The following is a 15,782-nucleotide window of genomic DNA, read 5'->3' on the forward strand; positions in this document are numbered from 1 at the left end:
GGTACCGCCATGCGTACGTCCATCGCCACCGTCTCCCTCAGCGGATCCCTCACCGAGAAGCTCACGGCCGCCTCCCGGGCCGGCTTCGACGGCGTCGAGATCTTCGAGAACGACCTGCTCGCCAGCCCCCTCACCCCCGAGGAGATCCGCGCCCGCTGTGCCGACCTCGGTCTGGGCATCGACCTGTACCAGCCGATGCGCGACATCGAGGCCGTCCCCGCTGACGAGTTCGCCCGCAACCTGCGCCGGGCCCGGCACAAGTTCGAGCTGATGCGCAGGCTCGGCGCCGACACCGTCCTCGTCTGCTCCAGCGTCTCCCCGCTCGCCGTGGACGACGACCCGCTCGCCGCCGAGCAGCTGCACCAACTCGCCGACCTCGCCCAGGACTTCGGCATCCGCGTCGCCTACGAGGCGCTCGCCTGGGGCCGCCATGTCAACACCTACGACCACGCCTGGCGCATCGTCGACGCGGCCGGCCATCCCGCGCTCGGCACCTGCCTCGACAGCTTCCACATCCTCTCCCGCGGCTCTGAACCCAAGGACCTCGAAGGCATCGAGGACATCCCCGGCGAGAAGATCTTCTTCCTCCAGCTCGCCGACGCCCCGCTGCTCGCGATGGACGTCCTGCAGTGGAGCCGCCACTACCGCTGCTTCCCCGGCCAGGGCGGCTTCGACGTCGCCGGGCTCGTCCAGCACGTCCTGCGCACCGGTTACGCCGGCCCGCTCTCCCTCGAGGTCTTCAACGACGTCTTCCGGCAGGCCGAGGCAGGCCCGACCGCCGTGGACGCCCACCGCTCGCTGCTGGTGCTCCAGGAAGCCGTCGGTGCCGCGGCCCTGCCCCAGCCCGTCGTCCCCACCGGAGTCGCCTTCGCGGAACTGGTCACCCCCGACACCGCACCCGTCTCCGCCCTGCTCGCCGCCCTCGGCTTCGCCCGCACCGCACGGCACCGCACCAAGCCGGTCGACCTGTGGCAGCAGGGCGAGGCCCGCATCCTGGTCAACACGGGACCGGCCGTACCCCGTGGCGGTACCCAACTCGCCGCCATCGGCCTTCAGTCACCGGACCCGGCAGCCGCGGCCGAGCGCGCCGAGGCGCTCCTCGCCCCCGTGCTGCCCCGCCGCCGCGCCCCTGAGGACGCACCGCTCGACGCCGTCGCCGCCCCCGACGGCACGGAACTCTTCTTCTGCGGCTCCGACCGCTGGCGCGCAGACTTCGAGCACCTCGCCCACACCCCCGCCGCCACCGACGTCCACCGCATCGACCACCTCGCCCTCACCCAGCCCTGGCACCACTTCGACGAGGCGACCCTCTTCCACCGCAGCGTCCTCGGACTGCACGCCCAGGAGAGCGTCGACGTCGCCGACCCCTACGGCCTGCTGCGCAGCCGCGCCGTCACCAACGCCGACGGCAGCGTCCGCATCGCCCTCACCGTCGGCGCCGCGCCCACCGACGACACCGTCCGCGCCCAGCACATCGCCCTCGCCACCGACGACGTGATCGCCGCGGCCCGCCGCTTCCGCGAGGCGGGCGGCCGTCTGCTGCCCGTCCCCGCGAACTACCACGACGACCTCGCGGCCCGCTACGACCTCACCGACGAGGAGCTGACGACGCACCGCGACCTCGGCATCCTCTACGACCGCGACGCGTACGGCGTCTTCCGCCACTGCTACACACAGACCGTGGGCCGCGTCTTCTTCGAGCTGGTCCAGCGCGACGACGGCTACCGCGGCTACGGCGCCCAGAACGCTCCGGTGCGCCTGGCCGCCCAGCACGCGATGAAGGCGGTCACTGGCGGCTGATGGTCCGGGTCAGACCCGCCGCGACCGTCGTCGCCAGGATCCAGCCGGTGAGGACGAGGAGGTAGGCCAGCGCCTGGTACCAGCTCCTGGGGGCGAACGCGGGCTCCTGGCCGAAGGAGATCACCGGCAGCAGCAGGTCCAGCGTGTAGAACACCGGGTTGAAAGGCGGGGCCTCGTCGGCCTTCAGCGGCTGGGGATGGTGCAGGGCGAAGGCGACGGAGCCGACCGCGAGCAGCGACAGCAGCCAGCCGGCCGCGCGCAGCGGACGGAAGCCGTAGCCGACGGTGGCGTCCTGGACGTGGCCCCACAGGCGGCCGAACCAGGGGAGAGTGCCGCGATGCCGGCGCTGTTTGGCGAGCTGGACCAGCCGGGCCGCGTGGTCGTCGCCGATGCGCTGATAGGCGGCGGTCAACTGCTCGTAGGCGTGCGGGACATAGCCGTCGCCGTCGCGCTCCAGCATGGGCAGGCGGCGCTCGGCGGGCTCGTGCGGGGTGAGGGAGGTGTAGGTGAGGCTGTTGAGGAGGACACGGTCCGGCAGCATCTCCGGCTCCAGGAACAGGACTTCGATCTGGGCACGCCGCAGATTGAGCGTGCCTTCCATGGGCGGCCCCTTGCGCAGCCAGAGTTCGCCGATCGTGCTGCTGCTCGCCCGCAGCACCGCCTCGCCGGGGTTCGACAGGTGTGAGTACGCCAGGTCGAGCCGGCCCGCGATCCGGGCGCCGCGCAGACCGATCCACCCCTGCACGCGCGCGTGCCGCACCAGGAAGTGGCCTCCCACACTGAGCGTCTCCGCGTCGAGCGCGCCGTGTCCGAGATGGCTGAGCTGTGCCTCGTTGAGGTTGACCGACCCGCCGACGTCGGCGCCGTTGAGCCTGATCTGCCCGTGGACGCGCAGCCCGGGGACCCACAGGTCGTCGCCCACGGTCACCTGGTTGAGCTGGAGCACCGGTTCCTGGGCGTCCGGCGCGCTGATCTCCGCGCCCTCCATGTACAGGCTCCCGGCGATCTGGGCCCCGCCGAGCCGCACCACCCCCCGGAACCGGGCGCGCGTCATCCGCAGGACACCCTCCACGTGCACGGCGTGGGAGGTCAGCCCCGGCAGGACGGACTCGCTCAGGTTGAGCTCACGCAGCCGGCAGCCGTAGAAACGCGGCACCTCGTCGAAGTAACAGTGCCGCAGCCGGACGGGGTGGTCGATCGTCGCGTACTGCAGGTCGAGCATCCCCGTCACGCGGGCGCCCGCCAGACTGAGCGAGGCTGTCTCGCCATCCTCCTGCGGTCCGTTGAGGAGCAGCGACCTCAACACGGCCGCGCGTACGGTGCGTTCGGATCCCCAGCCTGCCCCCGCCGCCGGGTCCTCGTCGTCGACGGTGCGGAAGTCCACGGACTCCCCGCGCGGAAAGGCCCGCCACACCCGTAGTTCGGCCGCCGTCAGATCGTTGATCTCCATCGTCGGCGACTCTGACCCGACCGAACCACGGGTGTCAACACAGCGCCGGACAGGCCCTAAGGCCTGGTGTTCCACTCCGCGACGACCGGCCGCCCGTGCTCCGTCGACAGCCGGCTCACCGTCCCCGTCGCCAGCTGGAACAGCCGCCCGTCCCCGGGCGGCAGCCCGAGCCGGCGGGCCGCCAGGACGCGCAGGAAATGGGCGTGGGCCACGAGGACCACGTCGCCCTCGGCGAGCGCGTCGCCGACCCGGGACAGGACACGGTCGGCACGGGCGCCCACCTCGGCCGGGGACTCGCCCGGATGCCCCTCGGGGCCGGGCGGCACGCCGTCCGTCCACAGGTACCAGTCGGGACGGGTGCGGCGGATCTCGCGGGTGGTGACACCCTCGTAGCCGCCGTAGTCCCACTCATGCAGGTCCGGGTCGGGTACGGCCCCGGTCAGGCCCGCCAGTTCGGCGGTGCGTATCGCGCGGGCCAGCGGGCTGGTGAGCGCGAGAGCGAAGGTCCGGCCGGAGAGGGAGGGAGCGAGGGACTTGGCCTGTTCCTCGCCGTGCCCGGTGAGGGGCAGGTCGGTCCAGCTGGTGTGCTGTCCCGTGACGCTCCACTCCGTCTCACCGTGGCGGACCAGCAGGAGATCCCCCACGGCCGACCTACTTCGACTCGACGGCGTGCCCGCCGAACTGGTTGCGCAGGGCCGCGATCATCTTCATCTGCGGGGAGTCGTCCTGCCGGGAGGCGAACCGCGCGAACAGCGACGCCGTGATCGCGGGCAGCGGCACGGCGTTGTCGATCGCCGCCTCCACCGTCCACCGGCCCTCGCCGGAGTCCTCGGCGTACCCGCGCAGCTTGTGCAGGTGCTCGTCCTCGTCGAGGGCGTTCACCGCGAGGTCGAGCAGCCAGGAGCGGATGACCGTGCCCTCCTGCCAGGAGCGGAACACCTCGCGGACGTTGTCCACCGAGTTGACCTTCTCCAGCAGTTCCCAGCCCTCCGCGTAGGCCTGCATCATGGCGTACTCGATGCCGTTGTGGACCATCTTCGAGAAGTGCCCGGCGCCGACCCGGCCGGCGTGGACATAGCCGTAGGGGCCCTCCGGCTTGAGCGCCTCGAAGATCGGCTTCAGCCGCTCCACGTGCTCCTTGTCGCCGCCGACCATCAGGGCGTAGCCGTTCTCCAGGCCCCACACGCCGCCGGAGACGCCCGCGTCGACGAAGCCGATGCCCTTGATGCCGAGTTCGGCGGCGTGCTTCTCGTCGTCCGTCCAACGGGAGTTGCCGCCGTCGACCACCGTGTCGCCCGGGGACAGCAGGTCCTTGAGTTCGTCGATGACGGTCTGGGTGGCGGTGCCGGCCGGGACCATCACCCAGACCGTGCGCGGCGCGTCGAGCTGTTGGACCAGTTCTTCGAGGCTCTTGACGTCGGAGACGTCGGGATTGCGGTCGTAGCCGATGACGGTGTGGCCGGCGCGGCGGATCCGCTCGCGCATGTTGCCGCCCATCTTGCCTAGACCGATGAGGCCCAGTTGCATGACAGTCACTTTGCGTAGTCCATTCGTGTGGTGTAAGTTACGGAGCTCAGCGTGACGATCAATCACGCTGCCGGGCAGGTTTCGACCCGGCTGGCGCTGATCGCGTAAGACCTGGCGGGAACGCTGTTTGCCGCTGGGCTGTGTGAGCCAGGAATCACCCTCTTCGCGAGGGTGAGGATTCAATTCCTGAGTTCGCGGTATGCGGCTACGAGCCCGGCGGTGGAGGGATCCAGGCCGGGCACGTCAGCTCCCTCGGTGAGGGCGGGCTCGACGCGCTTGGCGAGGACCTTGCCGAGTTCGACGCCCCACTGGTCGAAGGAGTCGATGTTCCAGATCGCGCCCTGGACGAACACCTTGTGCTCGTACAGCGCGACCAGCTGGCCGAGGACCGACGGGGTCAGCTCGGCGGCCAGGATCGTGGTGGTCGGGTGGTTGCCCTTGAAGGTGCGGTGCGGCACCTGCTCCTCGGGCACGCCCTCCGCGCGCACCTCCTCGGCGGTCTTGCCGAAGGCGAGCGCCTGTCCCTGCGCGAACAGGTTCGCCATCAACAGGTCGTGCTGCGCCCTGAGTTCGTCGCTCAGCTCGGCGACCGGCCGGGCGAACCCGATCAGGTCGGCCGGGATGAGCTTCGTCCCCTGGTGGATCAACTGGTAGTAGGCGTGCTGCCCGTTGGTGCCGGGCGTGCCCCACACCACCGGGCCGGTCTCCCAGCCCACGGTGTGCCCGCCCCGGTCCACCGACTTGCCGTTGGACTCCATGTCGAGCTGCTGCAGGTAGGCCGTGAACTTGGACAGGTAGTGGCTGTACGGCAGCACCGCGTGCGACTGGGCCTCGAAGAAGTTGCCGTACCAGACGCCCAACAGGCCCAGGATCAGCGGGGCGTTGGCCTCGGCGGGCGCGCTGCGGAAGTGCTCGTCGACGACCCTGAACCCGTCGAGCATCTCCCGGAAGTGTTCCGGGCCGATCGCGATCATCAGGGACAGGCCGATCGCCGAGTCGTACGAGTAGCGGCCGCCGACCCAGTCCCAGAACTCGAACATGTTGTCCGGGTCGATGCCGAACTCGGTGACCTTCCCGGCGTTCGTGGACAGGGCGACGAAGTGCTTCGCGACCGCCTTCTCCTCGCCGCCGAGCCCGGCCAGCAGCCAGGAGCGGGCGGAGGTCGCGTTGGTGATCGTCTCGATCGTGGTGAACGTCTTGGACGCGACGATGAACAGCGTCTCGGCCGGGTCCAGGTCCCGCACCGCCTCGTGCAGGTCGGCGCCGTCCACGTTCGACACGAACCGGAACGTCAGCGAGCGGTCGGTGTACGCGCGCAGCGCCTCGTACGCCATCGCCGGGCCCAGGTCCGAGCCGCCGATGCCGATGTTGACGACGTTCCTGATCCGCTTGCCGGTGTGGCCGGTCCACTTCCCGGAACGGACCCGGTCGGCGAAGGCGCTCATCTTGTCGAGCACCGCGTGGACCTGGGGGACCACGTTCTCGCCGTCGACCTCGATCACCGCGTCCCGCGGGGCGCGCAGCGCGGTGTGGAGCACGGCGCGGTCCTCGGTGATGTTGATCCGCTCACCGCGGAACATGGCGTCGCGCAGCCCGAACACATCGATGGCGGTGGCGAGTTCCTGGAGCAGGGCGAGCGTCTCGTCGGTGATGAGATGCTTGGAGTAGTCGATGCGCAGGTCGCCGACGCGCACGACGTACCGCTCCGCGCGCCCGGGATCCGCCGCGAACAGCTCGCGCAGCCGCGGGCGTTGCAGCGCGTCCGCGCGGTGGTCCTCCAGGGCGGTCCACTCGGGCCGCCGCGTCAGCAAGGGCTGGTCAGACATGGGAGGGGGTCTCCTTGGTGGTGCCCTCGCCCCGCAGGGCGACGGCGTACATCTCGTCGGCGTCGAGGCGCCGCAGCTCCTCGGCGATGAGTTCGGAGGTGGGGCGCACCTTCAGCGCGAGCGTGCGCGACGGCTGGCCCGGCAGAGTGAGCGTGGCCAGCGGGCCCTCGGGCCGGTCGATGACGATCTCGCCGGTCTCGGTGCCCAGCCGTACGCCGGTGACGACCGGACCCGCGGTCTCCACGCGGTCGACCCGGACGTGCAGCCGGGCCTCCAGCCAGCGGGCCAGCAGCTCGGCGCTGGGGTTGTCGGCCTCGCTCTCCACGGCCGCCGAGGTGATCCGCAGCTTGGCCTGGTCCAGAGCGGCGGCCAGCATCGAACGCCAGGGCGTGAGCCGGGTCCACGCGAGGTCGGTGTCACCGGGCGCGTACGAGTGGAGGCGGTCCTCCAGTGCGGCCAGCGGCGTCTCGACGGCGTACATGTCGGTGATCCGGCGCTGGGCGAGTGCCCCCAGCGGGTCCTTGGCGGGCACCTTGGGCGCATCCACCGGCCACCACACGACGACCGGCGCGTCCGGCAGCAGCAGCGGCAGCACGACGGAGTCGGCGTGGTCGGACACCTCGCCGTAAGTCCGCAGCACGACCGTCTCGCCGGTTCCGGCGTCCGCGCCCACCCGGACCTCGGCGTCGAGGCGGGAATGGGTGCGGTCCCGGGGGGTGCGGGCGTGTCGCTTGATGACGACCAGGGTGCGCGAGGGGTGCTCGTGCGAGGCCTCCTCGGCCGCCTTGATCGCGTCGTAGGCGTTCTCCTCGTCCGTGACGATGACCATCGTCAGGACCATGCCCACCGCGGGCGTACCGATGGCGCGGCGACCCTGCACCAGCGCCTTGTTGATCTTGCTTGCCGTGGTGTCGGTCAGGTCGATCTTCATGGCCTGCGCCAGCTCCGTCCGTCTCGTGCGAGCATCTCGTCGGCTTCCTCGGGGCCCCAGCTGCCCGACGTGTACTGCGCCGGCCTGCCGTGTGTCGCCCAGTACTCCTCGATCGGGTCGAGGATCCTCCAGGACTCTTCCACTTCCTGATGGCGGGGGAACAAGTTGGCATCTCCCAGGAGGACGTCCAGGATGAGCCGCTCGTACGCCTCGGGGCTGGACTCCGTGAAGGACTCGCCGTAGGCGAAGTCCATCGTCACGTCCCGGATCTCCATCGACGTGCCCGGCACCTTCGAACCGAACCGGACCGTCATGCCCTCGTCCGGCTGGACCCGGATGACGATGGCGTTCTGGCCCAGCTCCTCGGTGGCCGTGGAGTCGAAGGGGGAGTGCGGGGCGCGCTGGAAGACGACCGCGATCTCCGTCACGCGGCGGCCGAGCCGCTTGCCGGTGCGCAGGTAGAAGGGGACGCCCGCCCAGCGGCGGTTGTCGACGTTCAGCTTGATCGCGGCGTACGTGTCGGTCATGGAGGCCGGGTCGATACCGTCCTCCTCGAGGTAGCCGCGCACCTTCTCGCCGCCCTGCCAGGCGGCCGCGTACTGGGCGCGCACGGTGTGCTTGCCGAGGTCCCCCGGCAGCTTCACCGCCTTCAGCACCTTCAGCTTCTCCATGAGCAGTGAGGCGGCGTCGAAGGAGGCGGGCTCCTCCATCGCGGTGAGCGCCATCAGCTGGAGCAGGTGGTTCTGGATCACGTCACGGGCCGAGCCGATGCCGTCGTAGTAGCCGGCGCGGCCGCCGATGCCGATGTCCTCGGCCATCGTGATCTGCACATGGTCGACGTAACTGCGGTTCCAGATCGGCTCGAACATCTGGTTGGCGAAGCGGAGCGCCAGAATGTTCTGGACCGTCTCCTTGCCGAGGTAGTGGTCGATACGGAACACCTGGTCCGGCTCGAACACGTCGTGCACGATCCTGTTCAGCTCCTCGGCCGACCTCAGGTCGTGGCCGAACGGCTTCTCGATGACCGCGCGGCGCCAGGAGCCCTCGGGCGCGCCCGCCAGCCCGTGCTTCTTCAGCTGCTGGACGACCTTCGGGAAGAACTTCGGCGGCACGGAGAGGTAGAAGGCGTAGTTGCCGCTGGTGCCCCGGGAGGCGTCCAACTCCTCGATGGAACTGCGCAGTTGCTTGAACGCATCATCGTCGTCGAAGTCGCCCGGGACGAACCGCATGCCCTCGGCCAGCTGCTGCCAGACCTCCTCACGGAACTCCGTACGGGCGTACTCGCGCACCGCGTCGTGCACCACCTGCGCGAAGTCCTGGTCCTCCCAGTCCCGGCGGGCGAACCCGACGAGCGAGAAGCCCGGCGGCAGCAGGCCGCGGTTCGCCAGGTCGTAGACGGCCGGCATCAGCTTCTTGCGGGACAGATCGCCGGTGACGCCGAAGATGACGAGGCCGGACGGGCCGGCGATCCGGGGGAGGCGGCGGTCTCGGGGGTCGCGGAGGGGGTTCGACCAGTCGGAGGCGGGGGCGGCGATCCCCTGCGGGGACGCCTCGGGCTGCTGAGCTCCGGGCTCCTGAGGCTCGGTCACCTCGGTCACCTCGTTCTCCACAGCCGACGTTTCGGAAAGCTTCTCGGTCATTCCCCGTCAACCCCCTTGCCGGTCAGTGACTTCGTGACGGCGTCCAGCAGGTCCTGCCAGGCCACCTCGAACTTGGCGACGCCCTCGTCCTCCAGCTGCTGGACGACCTCGTCGTAGGAGATGCCGAGCCGCTCGACGGCGGCGAGGTCGGCGCGGGCCTGCGCGTAGCCGCCGGTCACCGTGTCGCCGTGGATGTTGCCGTGGTCGGCGGTGGCGTTCAGCGTGGCTTCCGGCATCGTGTTGACCGTGCCGGGGGCGACCAGGTCCTCGACGTACAGGGTGTCCTTGTACGCGGGGTCCTTCACGCCGGTCGAGGCCCACAGCGGGCGCTGCTTGTTGGCGCGGGAGCCGGTCAGGGCGAGCCAGCGCTCACCGGCGAACACCTCCTCGTACGCCTCGTAGGCCAGCCGCGCGTTGGCGAGCGCCGCCCGGCCCTTGAGCGCGAGGGCCTCGTCCGTGCCCAGCAGCGTCAGGCGCTTGTCGATCTCGCTGTCGACCCGGGAGACGAAGAAGGACGCCACGGAGTGGATGGCGGACAGATCCAGGCCCGCCGCCTGCGCCTTCTCCAGGCCGGCCAGGTAGGCGTCCATGACCTCGCGGTACCGCTCCAGCGAGAAGATCAGCGTGACGTTGACGCTGATGCCGACGCCGATGACCTCGGTGATCGCCGGGAGGCCGGCCTTGGTCGCCGGGATCTTGATCATGACGTTGGGGCGGTCGACCAGCCAGGCGAGCTGGCGGGCCTCGGCGATGGTGGCCGCCGTGTTGTGGGCGAGGCGCGGGTCGACCTCGATGGAGACCCGGCCGTCCCGGCCGCCGGTCGCGTCGTACACCGGCCGCAGGATGTCGGCGGCGGCGCGGACGTCGGCGGTGGTCATCATACGGACGGCCTCGTCGACGGTGACGCCGCGCACGGCGAGGTCGGTGAGCTGTTCCTCGTAGCCCTCACCGGAGCCGATGGCGGCCTGGAAGATGGACGGGTTGGTGGTGACGCCCACGACGTGCTTCGTGTCGATGAGTTCGGCGAGGTTGCCGGACGTGATGCGCTTGCGCGACAGGTCGTCCAGCCAGATCGACACGCCCTCGTCGGAGAGGCGCTTGAGGGCTCCCGCGGTGGCGGATGCTTCGGTCACAGTGATCATCTTCTTTCTGGCGATCGGATCAACCACGCGCGGCAGCCAGCGATTCCCTGGCGGCTGCGGCGACGTTCTCGGCGGTGAAGCCGAACTCGGTGAACAGGGTCTTCGCGTCGGCGGAGGCGCCGAAGTGTTCGAGGGAGACGATGCGTCCTGCGTCACCTACGAAGCGGTACCACGTCAGGCCCACCCCCGCCTCGACAGCGACACGCGCCTTCACGGACGGCGGAAGGACGCTCTCGCGGTACTCGCGGGGCTGCTCCTCGAACCACTCCACGGACGGCATCGACACCACCCGGGCGCCGATCCCCTCGGCCTCCAACTGCTCCCGCGCGGCAACGGCGAGCTGCACCTCGGATCCGGTGGCGATCAGGATCACGTCCGGAGTCCCGGTCGAGGACTCGAACAGCACGTAACCGCCGCGCGCCGCGTCCTCGTTCGGCTCGTACGTCGGTACGCCCTGCCGGGTGAGCGCGAGGCCGTGCGGGGCGGGGTGGGTGGCGTGCCGCTTGAGGATCTCGGCCCAGGCGATCGCCGTCTCGTTGGCGTCCGCCGGGCGCACGATGTTCAGGCCCGGGATGGCGCGCAGGGCGGCCAGGTGCTCGACGGGCTGGTGGGTGGGGCCGTCCTCGCCGAGGCCGATGGAGTCGTGCGTCCAGACGTACGTCACCGGAAGCTGCATCAGCGCGGACATGCGCACCGCGTTGCGCATGTAGTCGGAGAACACCAGGAACGTGCCGCCGTAGATACGGGTATTGCCGTGCAGGGCGATGCCGTTCATCTCGGCGGCCATCGAGAACTCGCGGATGCCGAAGTGGATCGTACGGCCGTACGGGTCGGCTTCCGGCAGCGGATTGCCCTTCGGCAGGAAGGACGAGGTCTTGTCGATGGTGGTGTTGTTCGAGCCGGCCAGGTCGGCGGAGCCGCCCCACAGCTCGGGGATGACCGCGCCGAGCGCCTGCAGCACCTTGCCGGACGCGGCACGCGTGGCGACCGCCTTGCCCGCCTCGAAGACCGGGACCTTCTCCTCCCAGCCGGTGGGCAGCTCGCCCTTGCTGATCCGGTCGAACTCGGCGGCGCGCTCAGGGTTGGCGTCCCGCCACGCGGCGATCCGCTTGTCCCAGGCGGCGTGGGCGTCGGCGCCCCGGTCGAGGGCCCGGCGGGTGTGGGCGAGGACCTCGTCGGTGACCTCGAAGGTCTTCGCCGGGTCGAAGCCCAGCACGCGCTTGGTGGCCGCGACCTCGTCCTCGCCGAGGGCGGAGCCGTGCGAGGCCTCGGTGTTCTGGGCGTTCGGCGCCGGCCAGGCGATGATCGTGCGCATCGCGATGATGGAGGGGCGCTCGGTCTCGGCCTGCGCCGTCCTGAGCGCCGCGTACAGCGCGGCCACGTCGATGTCGCCGCTCTCGGCGGGCTCGACGCGCTGCGTGTGCCAGCCGTAGGCCTCGTACCGCTTCAGCACGTCCTCGGAGAAGGCGGTGGCGGTGTCGCCCTCGATGGAGATGTGGTTGTCGTCGTAGAGGAAGACGAGGTTGCCGAGCTTCTGGTGGCCGGCCAGGGAGGAGGCCTCGGCGGAGACGCCCTCCTCCAGGTCCCCGTCGGAGACGATCGCCCAGATGGTGTGGTCGAACGGGGACTCACCGGCCGGTGCGTCGGGGTCGAACAGGCCGCGCTCGTAGCGGGCGGCCATCGCCATGCCGACGGCGTTGGCGACGCCCTGGCCGAGCGGGCCGGTGGTGGTCTCCACGCCCGCGGTGTGCCCGTACTCGGGGTGACCGGGGGTCTTCGACCCGTGGGTGCGGAACGCCTTCAGGTCGTCGAGCTCCAGCTCGTACCCGGCGAGGAAGAGCTGCGTGTAGAGGGTGAGCGAGGTGTGGCCGGGGGAGAGGACGAAGCGGTCACGGCCCGTCCACTCCGGGTCGGCGGGGTCGTGTCGCATCACCTTCTGAAAGATCGTGTACGCCGCCGGGGCGAGGCTCATCGCGGTGCCGGGATGGCCGTTCCCGACCTGCTGTACGGCATCGGCCGCCAGGAGACGGGCGGTGTCGACGGCACGCCGGTCGAGGTCGGTCCACTCGAGACTGTCGGGTGTCTGCGTGCTCATCTGTAGGCAGTCCTCTTCAAAAGGTTATCGGAACCAGCGTTTCAGCTGGTCGGACGCGTTCGACTTTAAAAGTCTGACTTTTTCGCGGGAAGGTCCGGGTGTGCCAGCCTGTGGTGAAAGTGGGACACGGAGACCAGTACAGCGCGAGACAAGGCGGCGCGAGCAGGACATGGCAGGCATAACCATCCAAGACGAAGACGACGGCGGGATCAGAACGTTTCCCTTCCCGGTGGAGCGGAGCGTCTCCGGTGTGGGCGTACAGGTCGGCCCGATGGGCGAGGGCCGTACCTGGCACGCCGAGGCGCCGCTGGAGCGCATCCACCGCATCGACTTCCACATCGTGATGATCTTCAACGACGGACCCGTACGCCACATGATCGACTTCGCCGAGTACGAGGCGACGGCCGGCGACGTGCTGTGGATCCGCCCGGGACAGGTGCACCGCTTCACGGATATGAGCGAGTACCGCGGAATCGTCCTGGCCATGCAGCCCGGCTTCCTGCCGCGCGCCACCGTCGAGGCCACCGGCCTGTACCGCTACGACCTGCCGCCCCTGCTGCACCCCGACGAGGCCCAGCTCGCCGCCCTGCGCGCGGCCCTCGCCCAGCTGCAACGCGAGTACGAGGACACCGAGACCCTCCCGCTCAGCCTGCACACCGCCGTCCTGCGCCACACCCTGACCGCGTTCCTGCTGCGCCTCGCGCATCTCGCGGCCAGCTCCGCGGAGGCGGCCCGGCAGCAGGCGGACACCACCTTCACCCTCTTCCGCGACGCGGTCGAGCAGGGCTTCGCCACCAACCACAGCGTCAGCGCCTACGCCGATGCCCTCGGCTACTCCCGCCGCACCCTCGTCCGCGCGGTCCGCGCCGCCACCGGCGAGACACCGAAGGCCTTCATCGACAAGCGGGTGATCCTGGAAGCCAAACGCCTCCTCGCCCACACCGACCTGCCCATCGGCCGTGTCGGCGCGGCGGTCGGCTTCCCCGACGCGGCGAACTTCTCCAAGTTCTTCCACCAGCACACGGACATGACACCGGCGGTGTTCCGGGCGGAGCTGCGCTGAAGGGTCGAGCAGGGAGGGCTCATCCCAGCAGGCGTCTCATCTCGGCGGAGACTCCCGCGGGATCCACGGCTCGCGCAAGGTCGATGGCGGACTGGCAGGAGTCGGCCATGTCCCTGTCGCCTCCTGCCAGGGCCATGCTGCAGGCATTCAGGAAGGGTGCCACGGCCTCCGCCGCCCTGCCGCTCTTCAGCAGAGTGGTCCCGCAGACCATGAGAGCGCGGGCGACCTCGGGCCAGTTGCCGCCCGGCTCGGAGCCGTACAGGTGGTGGTAGATGCCGAGGGCCTGCTTCGCGGCCGCCAACGCCTCCGGCAGACGGTCGATCTTCTGGAGCACCAGGGCGAGTTCGGTGTGGGCCCGCGCCACCCGGGGACCGGTCGAGGGGTCGGTTTCCCACAACTCCGAACGGAGCATGGCCTCCTCGGTCCGGGCCAGTGCGGCCGCCGTGTGGTCGCCCGCCTCCGAGTGACAGGCTCCCTGGCTCGCCAGCATGTCGGCCAGCATCGGGCGGTCCTGTGGGGAGTCCCGTGTCACTTCGCGCAGCACCTGAGCCGCCTGCCCGAAGGCGTGGGCGGCGTCGGTGTGCCGGGCGTCGAGGTGCAGGCACATGGCCTGGTTGGCGAGGGCGGTCGCCCAGTTGATCCGCAGCCCCGGCTGTCCGGCGCACAGGCGGCGCCAGATGCGGACGGCCCGGGCGGCGGTTTCGGCGCCCTCGGTGTGTTCCCCGGTTTCGGCGAGGTTGGCGGCATGGTCGGCGAGGGTCGTGGCGAGGAGCAGCGACAGATGGTGGTCGTCGGCGGGCGGGTCGAGCGCCTCCAGCGTCCCCACCGCGATGCGGCTGGCCCGTGTCGCCTCGCCGAGGCGCCTTCTGCGGGCGAAGGCCAACGCCGTCTCGCGGAGACTGTTCGCGAAGTGGGGCGGGAGGGGGGTCGAGGACGGCGCCGGACGGTCCCACAGACGTTCCGCCTCGCGCAGGGCGTCCTCCAGCCGGCCGACGCCGACCAGATAGCCGACACAGGTGGCGTGCACCTGCTCGTACAGTTCGGGCCGGGTCCGGCGCAGCGGCTCCCCCCGCTCGCCGAGCGCCAGCTCCAGGGCCTCCCGCAGGACGGCGACCGCCGCGGCGCGGTCGCCGAGAGCGGCGTGACCGACGCCGGCGTTGTTGAGACCCATGACCGCGCGCACCACCGGGTCGTACTGCTGGTACGGCCCGTCGAGCCGCTGCCACAGCTCGGCGCTTTCCAGCCACGCCGCGACACCGCCGGCCTGATCACCGGCATCGCTGAGAGCCCTGGCCCGCGCGTCCGCGAACAGGGCGCGTTCGGCGGCCAGTTCGTCAAGGACCGAAGCGGGGAGCCGGGTGAGGAAGGTCTCCGCCCGGGTGCAGCAGTCCGGAGCTTCGGCGAGGTCGCCCGTATCGCAGAGGATCTCGAGATAGCGGCCCAGAGAGATCAGGTAGGACCGTGCCGTGCCCGGATCGTCGCCCGTGGCCGACCGGCCCAGCAGTTCGATCTCCTGACGGGCATAAGGGCGGGCCTCGGCGAATCGGCCCGCCCGGCACAGGGTCAGGATCAGCACGTCCAGGGCCGTACGGAGAGCGGGCTCATCCGCTGTGCGCAGCCGCACTTCCTCGCGCAGCACTTCGACGGCCCCGTCGTTCCGGCCGAGTTCGAGCAGCAGTCGGGCCTGCCGGTGCAACTCCATGGCCAGTTCTGCCTCGCTGCCCGGCGCGGACCGGAAGCACTCGGCGGCCCGCACGCTGAGCTCCAGCGCTTCCTCCGGTCGCCCGAGCTGGGACAGACTCAGGGAGTGCATCATGTGCACGAAGCCCTGCTGTCGTTCGTCGCGTCCGGCGAAGGCGTGTGCGTTGCGGCGATGCCCGGCGACCTCCAGGGCGGCCGAGGCCTCGTCGAGCACACTGGTGATCGTGCGACTGCCGTCGGCGTGCTCCTCGACCATCTGCCGTCTTCCCGAGGAGGGCAGCGTTCGGACGTTGGCGACAGTCCAGGCCAGCGTCTCGTCGGAGATCACCGGCCGGCTCGCGGTGCGCTCGATCTGGTCCAGCAGGGGACGCACGGGATTCCCGAAGCCCGCCTGCGACCTCGCGGCACGTACGGCTTCCCGCAGTGCCATCATCTGGTTGAACGCCGGGGCGTCACCCTGGTCGGGATGGGCCGCGAAGTACGCCGCCTGCCCGGGATCGCCGCAGTGCGCCGCGGCGGACACGATCCGGGTCAGCAGATCGTCCTCCTCGTCGCAGGCCGCGACGAGGAGGAACTCGGCAAGCCGGTCGGGCTGCACGGAGCCCAC

10 protein-coding genes and 1 pseudogene are annotated in these 15,782 nt (G+C 70.5%); 2 read left to right on the top strand and 9 right to left on the bottom strand.

Annotation, left to right across the window (positions count from 1 at the left end; translation table 11 throughout):
- Positions 1–9 precede the first annotated feature (9 nt).
- On the top strand, positions 10–1,800 hold the full coding sequence (locus ACTWQJ_RS13850) for a bifunctional sugar phosphate isomerase/epimerase/4-hydroxyphenylpyruvate dioxygenase family protein (protein ID WP_443306933.1): 1,791 nt from the start codon (positions 10–12) through the stop codon (positions 1,798–1,800).
- Here the strand turns inward: ACTWQJ_RS13850 and ACTWQJ_RS13855 are convergent.
- The 8 genes from ACTWQJ_RS13855 to tkt all read right to left on the bottom strand — a co-directional run bounded on the left by ACTWQJ_RS13855 (position 1,787) and on the right by tkt (position 12,411).
- A complete protein-coding gene (locus ACTWQJ_RS13855) occupies positions 1,787–3,250 on the bottom strand; it encodes a membrane-associated oxidoreductase (protein ID WP_443306934.1) in 1,464 nt (487 codons plus the stop codon). The genes ACTWQJ_RS13850 and ACTWQJ_RS13855 overlap by 14 nt on opposite strands.
- Before the next feature lie 56 nt (positions 3,251–3,306).
- Entirely contained in the window at positions 3,307–3,894 is a 588-nt protein-coding gene (locus ACTWQJ_RS13860) for a histidine phosphatase family protein (protein ID WP_443306935.1), read from the bottom strand.
- A gap of 7 nt (positions 3,895–3,901) precedes the next feature.
- Positions 3,902–4,786 (bottom strand): phosphogluconate dehydrogenase (NAD(+)-dependent, decarboxylating), encoded by an 885-nt coding sequence (gnd, locus tag ACTWQJ_RS13865; protein WP_443306936.1) that lies wholly within the window; start codon positions 4,784–4,786, stop codon positions 3,902–3,904.
- 170 nt (positions 4,787–4,956) lie between these two features.
- Positions 4,957–6,603 carry a glucose-6-phosphate isomerase gene (gene pgi / locus ACTWQJ_RS13870; RefSeq protein ID WP_443306937.1) on the bottom strand — a complete coding sequence of 549 codons (1,647 nt, stop codon included), beginning with the start codon at positions 6,601–6,603 and terminating at the stop codon, positions 4,957–4,959.
- Positions 6,596–7,534, bottom strand: a complete 939-nt coding sequence (gene opcA / locus ACTWQJ_RS13875; RefSeq protein WP_443306938.1) for a glucose-6-phosphate dehydrogenase assembly protein OpcA — start codon at positions 7,532–7,534, stop codon at positions 6,596–6,598. The genes pgi and opcA overlap by 8 nt, the downstream gene beginning before the upstream one ends.
- The gene (gene zwf, locus ACTWQJ_RS13880) at positions 7,531–9,174 is read right to left on the bottom strand and encodes a glucose-6-phosphate dehydrogenase (protein WP_443306939.1); all 1,644 of its coding nucleotides are present in this window, start codon (positions 9,172–9,174) and stop codon (positions 7,531–7,533) included. Before zwf ends, opcA begins: the two co-directional genes overlap by 4 nt.
- Positions 9,171–10,316 carry a transaldolase gene (gene tal / locus ACTWQJ_RS13885; protein ID WP_443306940.1) on the bottom strand — a complete coding sequence of 382 codons (1,146 nt, stop codon included), beginning with the start codon at positions 10,314–10,316 and terminating at the stop codon, positions 9,171–9,173. The genes zwf and tal overlap by 4 nt, the downstream gene beginning before the upstream one ends.
- A 19-nt stretch (positions 10,317–10,335) precedes the next feature.
- The gene (gene tkt, locus ACTWQJ_RS13890; RefSeq protein ID WP_443306941.1) at positions 10,336–12,411 is read right to left on the bottom strand and encodes a transketolase; all 2,076 of its coding nucleotides are present in this window, start codon (positions 12,409–12,411) and stop codon (positions 10,336–10,338) included.
- 169 nt (positions 12,412–12,580) lie between these two features.
- Between tkt and ACTWQJ_RS13895 the strand changes: the two genes are divergently transcribed.
- Complete coding sequence (locus ACTWQJ_RS13895) at positions 12,581–13,474, top strand: helix-turn-helix domain-containing protein (RefSeq protein WP_443306942.1); 894 nt, start codon at positions 12,581–12,583, stop codon at positions 13,472–13,474.
- 19 nt (positions 13,475–13,493) lie between these two features.
- Here ACTWQJ_RS13895 and ACTWQJ_RS13900 read toward each other — a convergent pair.
- A pseudogene (locus tag ACTWQJ_RS13900) lies at positions 13,494–15,782 on the bottom strand (hypothetical protein); the annotation flags it as partial.

It is taken from the genome of Streptomyces sp. KR55 (assembly GCF_052245645.1).
Taxonomy (GTDB): Bacteria; Actinomycetota; Actinomycetes; order Streptomycetales; family Streptomycetaceae; genus Streptomyces; species Streptomyces flavusporus.